At 61.4% G+C, this 16937-nt stretch carries 13 protein-coding genes; 7 read left to right on the top strand and 6 right to left on the bottom strand.

The features are described from left to right. The first annotated feature begins 4 nt into the window (after nt 1-4). Nucleotides 5-451: a SufE family protein gene (locus ACFQDI_RS21800; protein WP_377170908.1), complete on the top strand. Its 447-nt coding sequence runs from the start codon at nt 5-7 to the stop codon at nt 449-451. On the opposite strand, the gene ACFQDI_RS21795 is transcribed toward ACFQDI_RS21800, so the two are convergent. After that, a complete protein-coding gene (locus ACFQDI_RS21795; RefSeq protein ID WP_377170906.1) occupies nt 448-708 on the bottom strand; it encodes a hypothetical protein in 261 nt (86 codons plus the stop codon). The two genes, ACFQDI_RS21800 and ACFQDI_RS21795, sit on opposite strands and share 4 nt — an antisense overlap. Nucleotides 709-845: 137 nt before the next feature. On the opposite strand from ACFQDI_RS21795, the gene rpsT reads away from it, so the two are divergent. Beyond that, on the top strand, nt 846-1112 hold the full coding sequence (rpsT, locus tag ACFQDI_RS21790; RefSeq protein ID WP_377170904.1) for a 30S ribosomal protein S20: 267 nt from the start codon (nt 846-848) through the stop codon (nt 1110-1112). A gap of 104 nt (nt 1113-1216) precedes the next feature. Further along, complete coding sequence (locus ACFQDI_RS21785) at nt 1217-2137, top strand: aldo/keto reductase (RefSeq protein WP_377170902.1); 921 nt, start codon at nt 1217-1219, stop codon at nt 2135-2137. A 15-nt stretch (nt 2138-2152) separates the two neighbouring features. Here the strand turns inward: ACFQDI_RS21785 and ACFQDI_RS21780 are convergent, their stop codons facing one another. Beyond that, the gene (locus ACFQDI_RS21780; RefSeq protein ID WP_377170900.1) at nt 2153-2638 is read right to left on the bottom strand and encodes a hypothetical protein; all 486 of its coding nucleotides are present in this window, start codon (nt 2636-2638) and stop codon (nt 2153-2155) included. Between the two features lie 2 nt (nt 2639-2640). Further along, nucleotides 2641-3501 (bottom strand): MBL fold metallo-hydrolase, encoded by an 861-nt coding sequence (locus ACFQDI_RS21775; protein ID WP_377170898.1) that lies wholly within the window; start codon nt 3499-3501, stop codon nt 2641-2643. Nucleotides 3502-3675: 174 nt separating this feature from the next. Between ACFQDI_RS21775 and gltB the strand changes: the two genes are divergently transcribed. Beyond that, the gene (gltB, locus tag ACFQDI_RS21770; protein WP_377170896.1) at nt 3676-8262 is read left to right on the top strand and encodes a glutamate synthase large subunit; all 4587 of its coding nucleotides are present in this window, start codon (nt 3676-3678) and stop codon (nt 8260-8262) included. A 56-nt stretch (nt 8263-8318) separates the two neighbouring features. After that, entirely contained in the window at nt 8319-9797 is a 1479-nt protein-coding gene (locus ACFQDI_RS21765; protein ID WP_377170894.1) for a glutamate synthase subunit beta, read from the top strand. Nucleotides 9798-9854: 57 nt separating this feature from the next. On the opposite strand, the gene ACFQDI_RS21760 is transcribed toward ACFQDI_RS21765, so the two are convergent. Then, nucleotides 9855-10994 (bottom strand): M20 family metallopeptidase, encoded by a 1140-nt coding sequence (locus tag ACFQDI_RS21760; RefSeq protein WP_377170892.1) that lies wholly within the window; start codon nt 10992-10994, stop codon nt 9855-9857. A 135-nt stretch (nt 10995-11129) separates the two neighbouring features. Here ACFQDI_RS21760 and ACFQDI_RS21755 point away from each other — a divergent pair, with 135 nt between their 5' ends. After that, nucleotides 11130-11876, top strand: a complete 747-nt coding sequence (locus ACFQDI_RS21755) for a c-type cytochrome (protein ID WP_377170890.1) — start codon at nt 11130-11132, stop codon at nt 11874-11876. Here ACFQDI_RS21755 and ACFQDI_RS21750 read toward each other — a convergent pair whose 3' ends face one another. Together ACFQDI_RS21750 and ACFQDI_RS21745 are read right to left on the bottom strand one after the other, a co-directional pair. Beyond that, nucleotides 11877-13172 (bottom strand): DUF1501 domain-containing protein, encoded by a 1296-nt coding sequence (locus ACFQDI_RS21750; protein ID WP_377170888.1) that lies wholly within the window; start codon nt 13170-13172, stop codon nt 11877-11879. A 305-nt stretch (nt 13173-13477) separates the two neighbouring features. Next, on the bottom strand, nt 13478-15136 hold the full coding sequence (locus tag ACFQDI_RS21745) for a DUF1549 domain-containing protein (protein ID WP_377170886.1): 1659 nt from the start codon (nt 15134-15136) through the stop codon (nt 13478-13480). 107 nt (nt 15137-15243) lie between these two features. Here ACFQDI_RS21745 and ACFQDI_RS21740 point away from each other — a divergent pair, with 107 nt between their 5' ends. Further along, nucleotides 15244-16578, top strand: coding sequence for a DUF4013 domain-containing protein (locus tag ACFQDI_RS21740; protein ID WP_377170884.1), 1335 nt, complete (start codon nt 15244-15246; stop codon nt 16576-16578). Nucleotides 16579-16937 lie beyond the last annotated feature (359 nt).

Genomic DNA, 16937 nt, shown 5'->3' with positions numbered 1-16937 from the left:
GGGCATGGCCGACTATCCCCCCGCGCTTGGCGAACTGATCTCCTTTTTCGAATCCCTCCCGGAAGGCGAGAGGCGGGACAATTTGATCGACTTCGCTGCCGCCGCAGAGTCCTGCGCGCCCCACCAAGGCGAAAAATTCGACCTTGAGGACATTCGCCATGATGCGGAATGCACAGACACCGTCGGAGTGCACGCACGGCTGGAGCACGGAGACCACGTTCACTTTGCCATCAGCCTGGGGCCCAGGGTGCAGACTTTGACCAAGGCGCTCACCACCATCCTCTGTCGCGGCCTGAATGGCTGCCCCCTTGCCCAGGTGCTGGCAGTGCCGCAGGACTTCATCCCGCGCATCATCGGCGCGGATCTCGTCCGCCTGCGCAGCCAGACCGTTTACTACGTGCTGGGCCGCATGAAGCAGGCTGCCAAGGCACTCTCAGAGCCGCCAGCCTAGGCCAGCCGCGTGGTCTGCCCGGTACGCAGTTCCTCGGGTATCTGCCCCACAAAACGGGGCTGCAGGTCGATGGCGTCGAAAATCTGGTGAATCTCCATCTGGCTGATGTCCCCCGGCCTGTCGATCTCGAAATAGACCAGGTCATGACGGGCATCCACCTTGTAACGGACCTTGGGAAAGTGGTCCATTTGATTGCGGAGCTGCATCACATTGGACTCGGAACGGAGACCGGGCGCGTAGATTTCGACTTCGATCATGGGTGGTATGTGAAGGTTCTACCGGAATTGCCCGCCGGAGCCAAGCAAAACCTGCCAGGTTATACACGGGCAGGATTCCAATTTGACAGAAGGGGGGTGTCGCCCTATTCTCGCCGCCCTTTCCCCCCGCCCCTTTTATGGCCAACATCCGCTCCGCAGAAAAAGACATCCGCAAAACGACGGCTCGCACCGCTCACAACCAGACGGTGAAAAGCCGCATCCGCACCCTGCGCAAGAAGGTGATCGCCGCTATCGACAAGAAGGACGCAGCCGCCGCAGCCGCCAGCCTGAGCGAGTTCGCCTCCGCCACAGACAAGGCCGCCAAGACCAACGTCCTCAAGAAAAACACCTCCTCCCGTCTCAAGAGCCGCCTTGCCGTCAAGGTCAGCGCCCTGACGAAGTAAGCGGCAGGCTTTTTTCCATTCCCATTTTGAAGCGGCATCTCGCATGAGATGCCGTTTTTTTGTTTGTCGGACGGGGCAAGGCCAGCAAAGATCGACCTCCCACCATGATCACCCGCCAGAAAATCGCCCCCAACGGCCCTGAGTTTTCACGCCTCATCTACGGCACTTGGCGCATTCTCGACGATGCAGACCCCGCCAACTGCTCCCCGCAGGCCCTCCTCAGCCGCTTCAAAGCCTGCGCAGACATGGGCATCACCACCTTGGACACGGCGGAAATCTATGGAGTTTACAAGGTCGAGGAGGCCATCGGCAGCGCCCTCAGGCTGGACCCTGCCTTTCGCAGCAAGATCGAGATCGTCACCAAATGCGGCATCTACATTCCCTGCGAGTTCCACCCCGATCGCAAAGTGGCCCACTACAATGTCACTGCCGCACGCATCATCAAAAGTGCCGAAAAGTCTCTGCGCTTCATGGGCATTGATGAAATCGACCTGCTCCTCGTTCACCGCCCCGACTGGCTGACCAGCGCGGATGAAACCGCCGAGGGACTGAACAAACTGCTCAAAGACGGCAAAATCCGCAGCGCCGGAGTTTCCAACTACAACACACACCAGTTTGACCTGCTGAACTCACGCATGGACCAGCCTCTGGTCACAAACCAGATCGAGTTCAGCCTCCTTCACATGGATCCGATATTCGACGGCACCGCAGACCAGTGCCAGCGCCACCGCATCCTGCCCATGGCCTGGTCCCCACTGGCCAAAGGTGTCCTGATGGACAAGACAGATCCCGCCGCCGCCCGTCTCCATGCCAAAGCCGCCGAGCTTTCCGCCAAATACAACGGAGCCACGCTCGATCAGCTCGCCTACGCCTGGATCATGGCCCACCCTTCCTGCCCGCTGCCCATCATCGGCACCAATAAATTGGAACGCATTCAGGCCGTGGTCAAAGCCGCGGACATCAGGCTGGACCGCGAAGACTGGTACGGCCTTTGGGAGGCCGCCAAGGGCCACGGCGTACCATGAGGCCGCCCGGCACCGCTATTCGTGGGGCGGGATGACAAGCTGGTCGTGATGGATCAGGCTCACCTGCCAGTTCCATGGCCAGCGGCCGGGATTGCTCCAGTGAAACGCCCACGGCTCCGTGAACTGATTCACGTACCCTGAGATCATCTGGCTGTAGCCTACGCCATTGCCTTCGAGTCGCAGCATCGTGGTCACCAGCCCCTGCTTTTGGGCAGCCCGGACCGTGGTCTTGTCGGTCTTCAAGGTCAGCGTGAAGAATCCGCTGAGATATTTGCGCCCATCCTGGATCGCCGTGTCGCGGTTGTGGCCATAGGCATCCGTATAATTGGGCGCGATCAGCCTCTCTAGGGTCTTCCAGTCGCGCTTTTCGACCGCCTCGATCAGGTTCGCCTGCGCCGCCCTCACCTGTGCCTCTGGAGAACGCCCAAAAACCCACCATGCCAGCCATAGCCCCTCAATGAGAACCAGAACCAGCAGGCCGCGAAGAATGATCTTTTTCATGGTTAAAAGAGGGCCAGCTGCCCGGTGGAATCCGCTGAAGCCGCCACACAAAAACTCACACCGCTGCTGCGTCGGCGCACCACTTCGATCGTCGGGGTGGGCTTGTGCCGCTCCGCGCAGTGCACCTTGGCATCGACGGCCCCTGCTGCATCCAGCGCCTGGCGGATGTACCTGGAAGCGGTGGCCGGGTCGTTGCAGTCATCGCTCAGATGCCCCAGCACCACATGGCTGAGACCAGGATGCGCCACCTCCCGCACCAGCTCGGCGGCTTGCTCATTGGAAAGATGCCCGTGGCGTGAGCTGATGCGCTGCTTGGTGGACCAGGGGCGCTTGGTGTCGTTTTCCAGCAGCTGCGTGTCGTAATTTGCCTCGATAAACAGGCTGTCGGCATTCCTGAGGCGGTCCTTGATCAGGTTGGTCACGTACCCCACGTCGCTCAGTATCCCCAGGCGGGATTCCTCGTCCGCGATCACAAAACCCACCGGGTCAACCGCATCATGCGGGACTGGGAAGGACTCGATCCGCAGGTCTTGAAATTCGAAAGCCGCCCCCGTGGTCATCAGCCGCCAGGTGGGCGTCTGGCGGAATTTGAGATTCCCCGCCAGCGTCTCCTGCGTCAGCGCCGTGCAGAAAAGCGGCACCTGCCGTTTGCGGCTCAGCACCTCCAGCCCCCCCGTGTGGTCCTGGTGCTCATGCGTGAGCAGAATGCCGTCCAGACTCTCCAGCGAGAAGCCGCAAGCCTCCAGCCGCAGGCAGATTTGCTTGGCGCTCAGCCCGGCATCCACCAGGAGGGTGGTGCGCTCCGTCGAGATGACAGCACAGTTCCCCGAACTGCCGCTGCCGAGAATTGTGAGACGCACCATGCGCTTTTTCTAGCGGCTTGCCCGCCCCGATGCAAGGCGGATGAACCCCTTCCAGCCCCCAAAAACATCTTGGAATGTTTCACAGTCGTAAAATAAGCGTGTTCTTGGCAAATAGAATGCTGGTTGATTTACTCCCTGGAATGGCCTAAGTGCCGACCCCCTTTTGACGCAAAAATGAGAAACTACGGACTTCCCCCGAAACAAGGCCTTTACGATCCGCAATTCGAGCACGACGCCTGCGGCGTCGGCTTCATTTGTCAGATGAAAGGCAAACGTTCTCACTCCATAGTACAACAGGGGCTGACGATTCTTATCAATCTCGATCACCGCGGCGCAGTCGGCAGCGAAAAAAATACGGGAGACGGAGCGGGCATCCTCATGCAGGTGCCGGACAAGTTCCTGCGCAAAGTCACCGCCCCGCTCGGCATCACTCTCCCCGCAGAAGGTCACTACGGCGTTGCCATGGCCTACTGCTCGCCAGACAAAGCCCAGCGCGACGCGGCCGCACGTATCTTTGAACAAGTGGCCGAAGAAGAAGGCCAGAAAGTGCTCGGCTGGCGTGACGTGCCGGTGAACAACTCGATGATCGGCCTCTCGGCAAAAGCCAGCGAGCCCTTCATGCGCATGGCCTTCTTGCAGCGCAGTGCAGACTGCCCCGACCAGCAGACCTTTGAGCGCAAGCTCTACATCATCCGCAAGCGCGCGGTGACCGCCATCCGCACGGCCGACGCAGACAGCTTCTGGTACTGCTCCAGCCTCTCCTCCCGCACGCTCGTTTACAAGGGCATGCTCATGCCTGAGCAGGTGGGCCAGTATTTCCTCGACCTTCAGGATCCGGACATGGAGTCCGCCCTGGCGCTGGTGCACTCCCGTTTCTCCACCAACACCTTCCCGAGCTGGGAGCGTTCCCATCCCTATCGCTACATCGCCCACAACGGCGAAATCAACACGCTGCGTGGCAACATCAGCTGGATGAAGGCCCGTCAGTCCCTGCTGGCCAGCCCTCTCTTCCCAGACGTCAAGAAGCTCTTCCCCATCGTCAACGAAAGCGGCTCCGACTCCGCCATGTTCGACAACGTGCTCGAGCTTCTCGTCATGGGCGGCCGCTCACTGCCGCATGCCATGATGATGATGATTCCAGAGCCCTGGAGCGGCCATGAGTCGATGGATGACCAGCGCAAGGCCTTCTATGAGTACCACTCCTGCCTCATGGAACCTTGGGACGGCCCGGCTTCCGTGGCCTTCACGGACGGCACCATGATGGGTGCCACCCTGGACCGCAATGGTCTGCGCCCCTCCCGCTACTACGTCACCAAGGACGACCTCGTCATCATGGCTTCTGAAGCCGGCGTGCTCCCCATCGCTCCTGAAAACGTGAAGCTCAAAGGACGCCTGCAGCCCGGCAAGATGTTCATCGTGAACATGGAAGAAGGCCGCATCGTCCCTGATGATGAAATCAAGGCCAAAATCGCCGCTGAAAAGCCCTACCGCGACTGGCTGGACAAGCACCTCGTGAAGCTGGCAGACATCAAGGACGGCGAGCCTGTGGCTCCGCCGGACCACGAGACCATGCTGCAGCGCCAGCAGGCCTTTGGCTACAGCTTTGAAGACCTCCGCAAGCTCATGGTCCCCATGGGCCGTGAAGGCGTGGAAGCCATCGGCTCCATGGGCACCGACATTCCTCTGGCGGTCCTCTCCAACAAATCCAAGCTGCTCTACGACTACTTCAAGCAGCTCTTCGCCCAGGTCACGAATCCTCCAATCGACTGTATCCGCGAAGAAATCGTCACCTCGCCGATCACCACCATCGGTGCTGAAGGCAACCTGCTTGATCCGAAGCCTGAAAGCTGCCACCTCATCGAGCTCAAGACGCCGATCCTCAGCAATGAGGACCTGGCCAAGCTGAAAAACGTGGCCCATGGCCAGTTCAAAGCCGCCACCATCAACATCCTGTTTGATCCCAAGCAGGGCGCTGTTGGTCTGGAAAAAGCCATGGCCGACATCTGCGCCAAGGCAGACGAGCTCGTCACCCAGGGCTGGAACATCCTCATCCTTTCAGACCGCGGTGTGTGCGCTGACAAGGCTGCCATCCCGGCGCTACTCGCCGTGGGCGGGTTGCACCATCACCTCATCCGCAAAGGCACCCGCACTCAGTGCGATCTCGTGCTGGAGTCCGGCGAACCCCGTGAAGTGCATCACTTCTGCACCCTCATCGGCTACGGCTGCGGTGCCATCAATCCTTACCTCGCCTTTGAAACCCTGGATGACATGATCCGCCAGGGCCTGCTGGTCAATGTGGACCACAAGACAGCGGTGTACAACTTCATCAAAGCCGCCACCAAGGGCGTCATCAAGGTCGCTTCCAAGATCGGCATCTCCACGATGCAGAGCTACCGCGGCGCGCAGATCTTCGAGGCCGTGGGTCTCAGCAAGAGCGTGGTGGACAGGTACTTCAGCTGGACCGCCACCCGCATCGAAGGCAGCGACATCAAGGTCATCGCCGAAGAGGCCATCCAGCGCCACCTGCGTGGCTTCCCTGAGCGCGACTCCCAGGTGCACGCCCTCGACGTCGGCGGCGACTATCAGTGGCGCAAGGAAGGTGAGGCCCACCTTTTCAACCCGCTCACCATCCACACGCTTCAGAAAGCGGTCCGCACCGGCAGCTACGAGACCTTCAAGCAGTACACCGCGCTGGTGAATACGCAGATCAAGCAGTTCTACACCCTGCGTGGCCTGCTGGACTTCAAGGCTCGCAAATCCATTCCGATCGAGGAAGTGGAACCCATCGAGTCCATCATGAAGCGCTTCAAGACGGGCGCCATGAGCTACGGCTCCATCTCCAAGGAGGCGCACGAATCCCTCGCCATCGCCATGAACCGCATCGGCGGTCGTTCCAACACGGGCGAAGGCGGCGAAGACCCCGAACGCTACACCTGGACCAACGAGAAGGGCGACTCCAAGAACAGCGCCATCAAGCAGGTGGCATCCGGTCGTTTCGGCGTCACCAGCCTCTACCTGTCCCAGGCCAAGGAAATCCAGATCAAGATGGCCCAGGGCGCCAAGCCCGGTGAAGGCGGCCAGCTTCCTGGCACAAAGGTGTATCCCTGGATCGCCAAGGTGCGCGGCTCCACGCCGGGCGTCGGCCTCATCTCGCCGCCTCCACACCATGACATCTACTCCATCGAGGACCTTGCCCAGCTCATCCACGACCTGAAGAACGCCAACCGCGAAGCCCGCGTCAGCGTCAAGCTCGTGTCCGAAGTCGGCGTCGGCACCATCGCCGCAGGTGTGGCCAAAGCCCACTCCGACGTCGTGCTGATCTCCGGTTTCGACGGCGGCACCGGTGCCTCCCCGCAGACCTCCGTGAAGCACGCCGGTCTTCCTTGGGAGCTCGGTCTCGCCGAAACCCACCAGACCCTCGTCCTCAACAATCTCCGCAGCCGCATCGTCGTTGAGGCGGACGGTCAGATGAAGACCGGCCGTGACGTGGTCATCGCCGCCTTGCTCGGTGCTGAGGAGTTCGGTTTCGCCACTGCTCCTCTTGTAACCCTGGGCTGCATCATGATGCGCGTCTGCCATCTGAACACCTGCCCTGTGGGTGTCGCCACCCAGGACCCTCAGCTGCGCGCCAAGTTCAGCGGCGATCCTGAGCATGCTGCCAATTTCATGAAGTTCATCGCCCAGGAAGTGCGTGAGCTCATGGCCCAGCTCGGCTTCCGCACGCTGCAGGAAATGGTGGGCCGCACGGAAGTGCTGGAAGCCCGCGACGCCATCGACCACTGGAAGGCTCGCGGCATTGACCTTTCCAACCTGCTTTACCAGCCGGACGTCGGCCCTGAAGTCGGTCGCTACTGCACCGAAATCCAGGATCACGGCATCGACCGTTCGCTGGACATCACCACGCTCCTCGACCTGTGCAAACCCGCCATCGAGAAGGGTGAAAAAGTCACTGCCAACGTCAAAATCCGCAACGTCAACCGCACCGTCGGCACGATCCTCGGCAACGAGATCACCAAGCGCCACTGGCACGGCCTGCCGGACGACACCGTTCACATCAAGTTCAACGGCACCGCCGGCCAGAGCTTCGGCGCCTTCGTTCCGAAGGGTGTCACCCTTGAGCTGGAAGGCGACGGCAACGACTACATCGGCAAGGGCCTCAGCGGCGGCCGCATCATCATCTACCCGCCGGAAGGTTCCGACTTTGCCGCCGAAGACAACATCATCGCCGGCAACACCGCGCTCTATGGCGCGACTAGCGGCGAGCTCTTCCTGCGCGGCAGAGCTGGTGAACGCTTCGCCGTCCGTAACTCGGGCGTGGACACCGTCGTCGAAGGCGTGGGTGACCACGGCTGCGAATATATGACCGGTGGTCGTGTGGTCGTGCTCGGCACCACCGGACGCAACTTCGCCGCAGGCATGAGCGGTGGCGAAGCCTATGTGCTCGATGAGGAGGGCGACTTTGCCACCCGCTGCAACACGCAGATGGCCGGTCTCGAAAAACTCGAAGACAAGGAAGAAATCGACAGCCTCTACGAGCTGATCAAGAAGCACGCCGACCTCACCAAGAGCCAGAAAGCCTTCAAGGTTCTCGCCCTCTGGGAGCAGATGGTGCCCAAGTTTGTCAAAGTGATGCCCAAGGATTACAAGCGAGTGCTCCAGGCCATCAAGAAGGCCAAGGACGACGGCCTCACCGGCGACGACGCCCTCAACGCCGCCTTCGAAGCCAACGCCCGCGACGTCGCCCGTATCGGCGGCAGCTAGCATCGACATCACGCGTCACACACCAACAGACATCACCTTTTTAAAGACAAGAGACCATGGGAAAACCAACCGGCTTCATCGAATTCGAACGCGAAATCCCCGCCGACCGCGACCCGCTTGAGCGCGTCAAAGATTGGAAGGAGTTCCACCTGCACCTGCCAGAGCAGCGCCTGAAAAACCAGGGCGCGCGCTGCATGGACTGCGGCATTCCTTTCTGCCACAGCGGCACTCTCATCAGCGGCATGGCCAGCGGTTGCCCGATCAACAACGTCATCCCCGAGTGGAACGACCTTGTGTATCGCGGCCTCTGGAAGGAGGCGCTGGACCGTCTGCACAAGACGAACAACTTCCCGGAGTTCACCGGCCGCGTCTGCCCCGCCCCCTGCGAAGGCTCCTGCGTGCTCGGCATTCACGAGCCCCCGGTGACAATCAAGAACATCGAGGTCAGCATCATCGACAAGGGCTGGGAAGAAGGCTGGGTGAAGCCCGAGCCTCCTGCCAGGCGCACGGGCAAGAAAGTCGCGGTCATCGGTTCCGGCCCTGCCGGCCTGACCGCTGCCGCCCAGCTCAACAAAGCGGGCCACACCGTCACCGTCTTTGAACGTGCCGACCGTCCGGGCGGCCTCCTCATGTATGGCATCCCAAACATGAAGCTCGACAAGAAGGAAGTCGTCCTCCGCCGCGTGAAGCTGCTGGAAGATGAAGGCGTGGTCTTCAAGTGCGGCGTCAGCGTCGGCACCGACATCACTGCCGAGCAGCTCACCAAGGATTTCGACGCCGTGGTCGTCTGCACCGGCGCCACCAAGCCGCGCGATCTCCCGATCCCGGGCCGTGAGCTCAAGGGCATCCACTTCGCCATGGACTTCCTCACCGCCAACACCAAGGCGGTGCTGGATCCTGCCAGCCCCTACATTTCCGCCAAGGGCAAAAACGTCGTCATCATCGGTGGCGGCGACACCGGCACTGACTGCGTGGGCACCAGTGTGCGCCACGGCTGCACCACGGTCACCCAGCTGGAAATCATGGCCAAGCCGCCGCTCACCCGCGCCGCCAACAATCCCTGGCCCGAATGGCCCAAGACCTACAAGATGGACTACGGCCAGGAAGAAGCTGCCGCCAAGTTCGGCGATGATCCCCGCGTCTATCTCACCACCGCCACCCACTTCGAAGGCGATGCCGACGGCAACGTGAAGGCCGTCCACGTCGTCGATGTGGAATGGAAGAAGGACGAAAAAGGCAACTTCGGCCCGCAGAAGGTGGCAGGAACTGAAAAAGTCCTGCCAGCCGAACTCGTGCTCCTCGCCATGGGCTTCCTTGGGCCTGAACAGCCTCTGCTTGACGCTCTCAACGTGGAACGCGACCCGCGCAGCAATATCAAGGCTGAGCACGGCAAGTACACCACCAGCATCCCCGGCATCTTTGCCGCCGGTGACTGCCGCCGTGGCCAGTCTCTTGTCGTCTGGGCCTTCAACGAAGGCCGTGGCGCCGCACGCGAGTGCGACCGCTACCTGATGGGCGAAACCTCTCTCCCGTAACCTTCAGCATCTTCAAACCCGGGATTCATCTGATGAGTCCCGGGTTTTTTGCGCCCATCAGCCAAGACTTGCCAGGAATCGCCGGAAAAACGCCACCCCATCCTCAAGATCCTGCACGGCGATGAACTCGTCCTTGGTATGCGCCTGGGCGATTGAGCCAGGACCGATCGCAATGGCAGGTGTGCCCGCCGCAGCCAGGAAAGCCGCATCGCAGAACCAAGGTGCCCCGGTCAAACTGGCCCCGGCGGCGATCAGCTTCTGCACGAAGGGGTTCGAAGGATCGGTATCAAGATGGAAGGCCTCGCTGGCCACGGTCACTCTGGCGGTGTTGTCATGCCGGTGCACAAACTCAGTCAGCAACGCCAGTGCTCCGCCTGCACGCTGCAGTCCGGGGGTGGTGCGAATGTCCACCCGCAATTTGCAGGAATCTGCCACAATATTGCTCCGCGTGCCGCCTTGGACCATGCCCAAGTTGATGGTGCTAAAGCCAAGCCATTCATCCGCGCCTCCGGCTTCGGAAAGGATCTCACGGAACTCGGTATCGATCGCCTGCACGAGCTTTGCCATTTTCACGATGGCATTCACGCCCAGTTCAGGGGTGGCTCCATGCACTGCCACTCCGGTGGTGTGCACATCCGCCCAGAGGCAGCCTTTGTGGCGGAAGACGGTCTTCAGGCTGGTCGGTTCCCCGATGATGGCGAGGTCGTAGCGGCCGTGATGCTTCGCAAAGTGTTGAGAACCAAGCTGTGCGCTCTCCTCGGACATGAAGCCGACGAAGTGGACTTCGACGGGAAGCGAGGGGATTTCGTGGCGCATCTCGTGGAGAGCCCAGAGCATGGAGGCCATGGGGCCCTTGGTGTCTGAGGCTCCCCTGCCCCAAATTTTGCCATCGCGAAGCTCACCGCCAAAGGGATCGATGGTCATGCCGCCGACGCTGACGGTGTCGGTGTGGGGAGCGAAGAGGATGCGAGGTTTTGCACCTGGTTGCGTCGGGAAGCGCCCAATGACATTGGGGCGACCAGGCTCCACTTCTTCCAAGATGGCTTCGGCGCCGGAGGCGCGGAGGAAGTCGGCGACGTACCGGGCGCAGGCTTCCTCGCCGATGCCGTCGGTGCCAGGGTCTCCATCCGGGTTCACCGAAGGGATGCGGACGAGAGCCTGGGTGAGTTCGACGACGTTCGCTGGGAGTGAGGCCATGCGGCAGAAAGGCACAGGCATGAAGCCGGCGCAAGTGTAGGACAAAATTGTCCGCGGGTGTGTCGGATTTGGCAAAATCCGTGGGCGGGCAGCATTGTTGTAACCCGCGTGCAACATACGGCGTTAATTTGCCCCATGAAAATCAACCGCCTTCATCTTCTGACGTCCATGCTCTTCGGTATTGGCGGGGTGGCGCTTTCGGCAGATCCAGTGCCACCTGCGGTGGCCTCCACCCAATCCACGGATGGCAAGGTGATCTTCCAGACGGTGTGCGCCCAGTGCCACGGCACTGCTGGCGAAGGGAAGCTGGAGCTGAAATCTCCATCCATCGCGGCGATGCCAGGCTGGTACATGACCACCCAGTTTGCCAATTTGCGCGAAGGCCGCCGGGGACATGATGCATCCGACCCTCAGTCATTCATGATGGCGTCCATAGCCAAGGCCTTGCAGCCTGAGCAAATCAAGGCGGTGATCGAGTATGTTGAAAAAATGCCCATGGTGGTTCCGACTGGGCAGAACCGTGAGCTGGCCAACACGAACGCGATGGAAGGCATGCAGCTCTTTCACGAGCGCTGCATGGAATGCCACCGGTACAATGCCAGCGGAGAGATGACCTTCGGGAGCCCCCCGTTGATTGGCCGCCAGAGCTGGTACCTGGAGGAGCAGCTTAAAAAGTTTAAGTCGGGGAAACGCGGCGCGATGAAGAACGACGTGAACGGGGCCAAGATGGTGCAGATGACGAAGCTCTTCATCGAGGACGAGCAGATGCTGCGCAATGTGGTGGCCTACATCATGACGCTCAATCCTGACCCTGTGGCCACACCGGAGCAGCAGCAAAAGCAGATCATTGAGGGCAGTCCGTTTGAGAGCGCGGAGAAGTGATCATGCACCAGCCTGCAGTTCTTTGACGGGCTCGCCTTTGCTGAGGGCCATAGGGCGGCCGACGGGGGTCATGACTTCTTTGGAGTAGTCGATGCCGAGGAGATCTTGGATGGTGGCGTGGAGGTCTTCGACGAGGACGGGGTGTTCGGGCTCTTTTTTCTCGCCCTGAGGGTCGGTGGTGCCGATGACGCGGCCACCGGCGAAGCCGCCGCCGGCGACGAGCATGCTGAAAGCATGGGGCCAGTGGTCACGGCCGCCGACGTTGTTGATCTTGGGGGTGCGGCCGAATTCGCCGCCGCAGACGACGATGGTGCTTTGGAGGAGGCCGAGCTTTTTGAGGTCGCGAATGAGGGAGGCGTAGGCGGCGTCGAGGATTTTGACCTGGGCAGCCTGACCTTCGAGGTTGTTGGCGTGGGTGTCCCAGCCATTGAGGGTGACCTCGACGCAGCGGACGCCGGCCTGGATGAGGCGGACGGCGGCGAAGCAACTGCGGCCGAAGGGGGTGTCACCATAGGCATTGAGATCCTTGGCGGGAGCATCGCTAACATTGAAGGCTTTCAGTTGTTCTGAAGACATCATCTTGCGAGCACGCTGCATGGAGAGCTGGTGCAGGGTTTTGGACTGATCCATGTCGGGCTCGCGGCCACGGGCGAAGGCTTGCTCGACCACGGAGAGGCCTTCCATGCGCTGGTCGAGGCGTTTGTCGTTCACGCGTGCTTTGACATCGGGCACGGGGGACTTGGGGTCGTACATCTGGAAGGCGTCGTATTTGGCGCCGAAGAAACCGCCGCGGGCGGGCCATTGATTGGGGAGGATGGAGACGTGGGTGGGGATTTCGATTTTGGCTTCCGGCAGCTCGTGGCAGACGATGGCGCCGATGCTGGGATGGATGAGCGTGGGATCGGGTCGGTAGCCGGTCTTGATGTTGTAGAAGGCGCGCTCGTGGTCGCCCTCTTTGCTGACCATGGAGCGGATGAGGGAGACGTCCTGCATGACGCTGGCGGTCTGTTCGAGACCGGAGGCGAAGCTGACGCCTTTGATGGCGGTGGGGATGGCTTTGACGCCGCCGCCGATTTTGGTTTCGGGGTGGGGATCGAAGGTGTCGAGCTGGGAAGCGGCGCCGCCGAGCCAGAGAAGGATGACGGAACGTGCGGGTTTGCCGGAGGAGGCGGTGGCGGCTTCGGTGGCGAGGATGTCGGCCAGAGGGGTGAGCCAGGAGAGGCCTGCGGCGGTGGTGCCGCGAAGGAGGGAGCGGCGGGTGAGGTGGTCAGGGCCTTGGCAGGGAGAGGTGTTCATGGCAGGCGCGGGCGGAATGAGGAGACGAGACGACGAAATTAGAATGGGGTATGAGAAAGGCAGGAGGGGGGAAAGCCCGGATGGATATGCGAGGGTGGAGGGGCTTGTTGGGGAGAGTCCCAGTTGCGGCGCAACTGGGCTACTTTGGCGGGCGGCTCTGAGGCTGTGGGGGGAATGGGGGTGCAGGATTTCGAGGACTGAGACCGCCGGCAAAATCAGAATTCAAAACGCGAATGGGCGCGAATGACCGCGAATTTTTAGGAATGATGAATTCAGAAATTGGGGAGGGTTTGTGCCCCTATGGGTTAATGGTTCCAGGAGAACTCGGTGGCGTTCATGAGTGTCCAGTAGAGGTCGGACATGGCGTTGCTGCGGGCCTGGAGGCTGCGGGCAGAGGCGAGGAATCCGGTGAAGTGCCGGGCCTCCGCCGGGGTGGGGCGGCGGGTGAAGATGGAGAGGTAGGCGGCCTCGACGGCGGAGGCGGTGTCAGGGGCGAGCATGCTGATGCGGGTGCTGGCGTTGATGAAGGGATTTCCGGAGGTGTTGTTGGTGATCATGTTTCCATTCATGAGCAGCAGGCGCTGAGGAATGGTGCCGCCGGAGTCTTCGAAATTGTCCTCGCCGGAGTCGCCGTAGCGTTTGACGAAGTTGGCGACGTCGAGGTCGCGTTTGATGCGGAAGAGAACGTGGGTGTCGGAGTCGATGGTGCTGAGGGAGGCGGCCTGGATGACGCTGCCGGCCATCTGCTCGGGACGGAGGCGGGTGACGGGAAAGGCGGCCCAGGCGTTTTCCGCTGCGGTGGTGACGGGATGACCGGGGTCCGCCGACTGGCTGGACATCTGGAAGGCACGGGTGCTGACGATGACGCGGATGAGGCGATGGAGGTCGTAGCGGTGCGCGGTGAAGTCATCGGCGAGAAGTTCCATGCCTGGAGGGAATGGGCCATCGAGGGGGATTTCATCCACGGGGGAGACCAAGGGACGATTGAAGAGGAGTGCCCACATGCGGTTCACGATGCTGCGAGCGAAGGCTTTGTTTTCTTTGGCGGTGACCCAGGCGGCGAGTCTGGCGCGGGGCTCTCCTTTGGCGGGCAGCAGCTCGGGCTTCCAAGGCACGAGGGGGGAGACCTTGGCCTCCTCGGTCTGGCCGAGGTAGCGGACTTTGTAGCTGAGCTTGGGGTCGTCGCGGAGGCCGTTGAGTGAAAAGTCGGCCTGACCGAAGAAGGCGGCTAGCTGATGGAAATCGGTCTGCTTCCAGGTGCTGCCGAGCTTGCCGTCGTGACACTGGACGCAGTCGATGCGGACGCCGAGGAAGGCGCGGCTGACTTTGGCGGCGAGCTTGACCTCGTCGGGGCCTTTGTTGTTTTCGCGGGTGACTGAGACGAAGTTGACTTCTGGGTTGGTGGTCCAGATGCCGTGAGAGTCGATCAAGGAACGGGCGATCTGATCGTAGGGGCGGTTTTGCTGGATGGCATCGCTGAGCCACTCGACGAGGCGACGGCGGCGATAGATGAGGAGCTGGCCGTTTTCGATGCCGACGTACACGCGTGCGAGGCGCTCGGCGAGGTAGTTGCTGGTGCGGCGGTCGGAGAGCAGGCGGGAAAGCCACCACTGGGGCAGGTCCGGCTGTTTCAATGCCTCCAGCATGCGGATTTCCTCAAGGGAAGGAATGCTGCCGGTGAGCGCGAGTGAGAGCCGCCTGACGATGGTGAGATCGTCCGCCCTGGCGACGGGCTGGAGCTGCTTCTGCGCCCAGTCCTTGGCGAACTCTGCGTCCACCTTGGCGGCTGCGAGCTGGACGTCTGGCGGGGTGACTTTGGAGAGACGTGAGATACTGCCGGACACCTGCAGCGGAGGTGCGAGGAGCTCTGCGACGCCCCAGCAGACACCCAAAGCCAGCGCACCGAGGATGACGGCATTGCGCAGCCAGAGCAGCCAGCTGGGGGTGGAGGAAACGGAGTTCATGAGGGGGCTTTTGAAGCGAACCCTTATCTAACACACAGGGTTATCTTTGGTTTCTCCAGGAAATTTGCAACTATCTGTGCTCCCAGCGCTTTCATAGCCGCACTATCATGTCCGAGCTCACGCTGCCGCCTGTCACGCTTTTGTCCTCTTCGCCACAGCCATTGGCTGATGGTGGGGCAAAGGGGAGCATGATTGAGGAGGCTGAGAGAAAAGGACCGGACCGGCTGGATGCGGAACTGCAGAACGGAGGCGGGCAGGAGTGCCCGCGCTCCCTTCAGAGCGGTGGACCGCTGGCGGTGAAGGGCGGGAATGACAGCAGTACAGTGGCGGAGCCGATGGTGAAGCGGCGGGGCTTTTTTGAGAAGGTGGGGGCGGGACTGGAGTGGGTGTTTGGCTTTGTGGCGCTGCTGGTGCTGGTGGCGGGGTGCTCGGTGGTGCCGGTGCTGAATTTTCTGAGCCTGGGGTATCTGCTGCAGGCGAGCGGGACGGTGGCGAGGACGGGACGATTCCGGGATGGGTTCATCGGCGTGCGGAAGGCGGCGGTGCTGGGAAGCCTAACGGCGGGAACGTGGATCGTGGTGTGGCCTGCGAGGCTGGTTTCGAAGATGTGGAAGGATGCGGAACTGATCGCCCCGGGCAGCGGGGTGGCGCGAGCGTGGCATGCGGGGCTGGTGGTGGTGATCGTGATCACGCTGGCGCACCTTTCCTGGTCGTGCGTGCGCGGGGGGAAACTGCGGCATTTCCTCTGGCCGCAGCCGCTGCGCTTTGTGCGATGGTTGCGGACGGGGCAAAAGTTTGAGGGGGTGCAGAGCCGGATCACGGACTACGTGGTGGGGCTGCATCTGCCGACTTATTTCTGGCTGGGGCTGCGCGGGTTTATAGGGGCGCTGGTGTGGCTGATCGTGCCGGTGGGCATTCTGCTGGCGGCGACGCGGCTGCCGGTGGGGGGATCTGTGCTGCTGTCTCTACTGGGAGGACTGCTGCTGCTGCTGGTGGCGATTCACCTGCCGTTTCTGCAGGCGCGGTTTGCGGAGAGCGGGCGGTTTGGTGCGATGTTTGAGCTGCGCGAGGTGCGGCGGCTGTTTCTACGGGCACCGCTGGCGTTTTGGTTTTCGCTGCTCATCACGCTGCTGTTTGCGATGCCGCTGTATCTTCTGAAGATCGAGCTGACGCCGAAGGAGCTGGCGTGGCTGCCGAGCCTGCTGTTTGTGACTTTCATTTTTCCTGCGCGCGTGCTGACGGGGTGGGCGATGAGCCGGGCGATGAGGCATGAGCAGCCGAGGCACTGGTTTGCACGATGGACGGCGAGGCTGGGGATGGTGCCGGTGGCGGTAGCGTACACGGTGTTTGTGTACTTCATGCCGTATGTGTCATGGAACGGGGCGTGGAGCCTTCTGGAGCAGCATGCGTTTCTGGTGCCGGCACCGCTGATGGCGCTGTAGGGGGAGTTTCCGGTCTAGAGAACGTGGGGACGTTCGGTTTTGCCGCAGAGGGGCGATGAGGCAGAGGGGGCGGAGGTGAAGAGTGGGTATATGAGTTTGGTTGCTGCTAGGGTGGTGTGGAGTTGGTGAGGTGGTGGAAGATTGGCGCTGCTGAGTGTCATCTATGACCGTCATGCCTCCGAATGAGCTGGGTCAGTCGGGTGTCAGTGTGTTTGCGGCGCGTTGATCGACAGACAGCAACTGTGTTACGACGCAAGTGTGAAGTTGGGTTGGGTGAGGAGTTTGTTGAGCACGCAGAGGATTTTGCGCATGAGAGCTGTGATGGCGACCTTCGCAGGTTTGCCGCGTTGACGTAGACG

Origin of the sequence: Prosthecobacter fluviatilis, from assembly GCF_042655725.1 — a bacterium.
Classification (GTDB): Bacteria; Verrucomicrobiota; Verrucomicrobiia; order Verrucomicrobiales; family Verrucomicrobiaceae; genus Prosthecobacter; species Prosthecobacter fluviatilis.
This window is presented reverse-complemented; position numbering and strand designations above follow the sequence as displayed.

Bases quoted from the DNA above. Each gene is read 5' to 3' on its own strand.
- ACFQDI_RS21800 (WP_377170908.1), top strand. From the start codon at position 5: ATGGCCGACTATCCCCCCGCGCTTGGCGAACTGATCTCCTTTTTCGAA.
- ACFQDI_RS21795 (WP_377170906.1), bottom strand. From the start codon at position 708: ATGATCGAAGTCGAAATCTACGCGCCCGGTCTCCGTTCCGAGTCCAAT.
- rpsT (WP_377170904.1), top strand. From the start codon at position 846: ATGGCCAACATCCGCTCCGCAGAAAAAGACATCCGCAAAACGACGGCT.
- ACFQDI_RS21785 (WP_377170902.1), top strand. From the start codon at position 1,217: ATGATCACCCGCCAGAAAATCGCCCCCAACGGCCCTGAGTTTTCACGC.
- ACFQDI_RS21780 (WP_377170900.1), bottom strand. From the start codon at position 2,638: ATGAAAAAGATCATTCTTCGCGGCCTGCTGGTTCTGGTTCTCATTGAG.
- ACFQDI_RS21775 (WP_377170898.1), bottom strand. From the start codon at position 3,501: ATGGTGCGTCTCACAATTCTCGGCAGCGGCAGTTCGGGGAACTGTGCT.
- gltB (WP_377170896.1), top strand. From the start codon at position 3,676: ATGAGAAACTACGGACTTCCCCCGAAACAAGGCCTTTACGATCCGCAA.
- ACFQDI_RS21765 (WP_377170894.1), top strand. From the start codon at position 8,319: ATGGGAAAACCAACCGGCTTCATCGAATTCGAACGCGAAATCCCCGCC.
- ACFQDI_RS21760 (WP_377170892.1), bottom strand. From the start codon at position 10,994: ATGGCCTCACTCCCAGCGAACGTCGTCGAACTCACCCAGGCTCTCGTC.
- ACFQDI_RS21755 (WP_377170890.1), top strand. From the start codon at position 11,130: ATGAAAATCAACCGCCTTCATCTTCTGACGTCCATGCTCTTCGGTATT.
- ACFQDI_RS21750 (WP_377170888.1), bottom strand. From the start codon at position 13,172: ATGAACACCTCTCCCTGCCAAGGCCCTGACCACCTCACCCGCCGCTCC.
- ACFQDI_RS21745 (WP_377170886.1), bottom strand. From the start codon at position 15,136: ATGAACTCCGTTTCCTCCACCCCCAGCTGGCTGCTCTGGCTGCGCAAT.
- ACFQDI_RS21740 (WP_377170884.1), top strand. From the start codon at position 15,244: ATGTCCGAGCTCACGCTGCCGCCTGTCACGCTTTTGTCCTCTTCGCCA.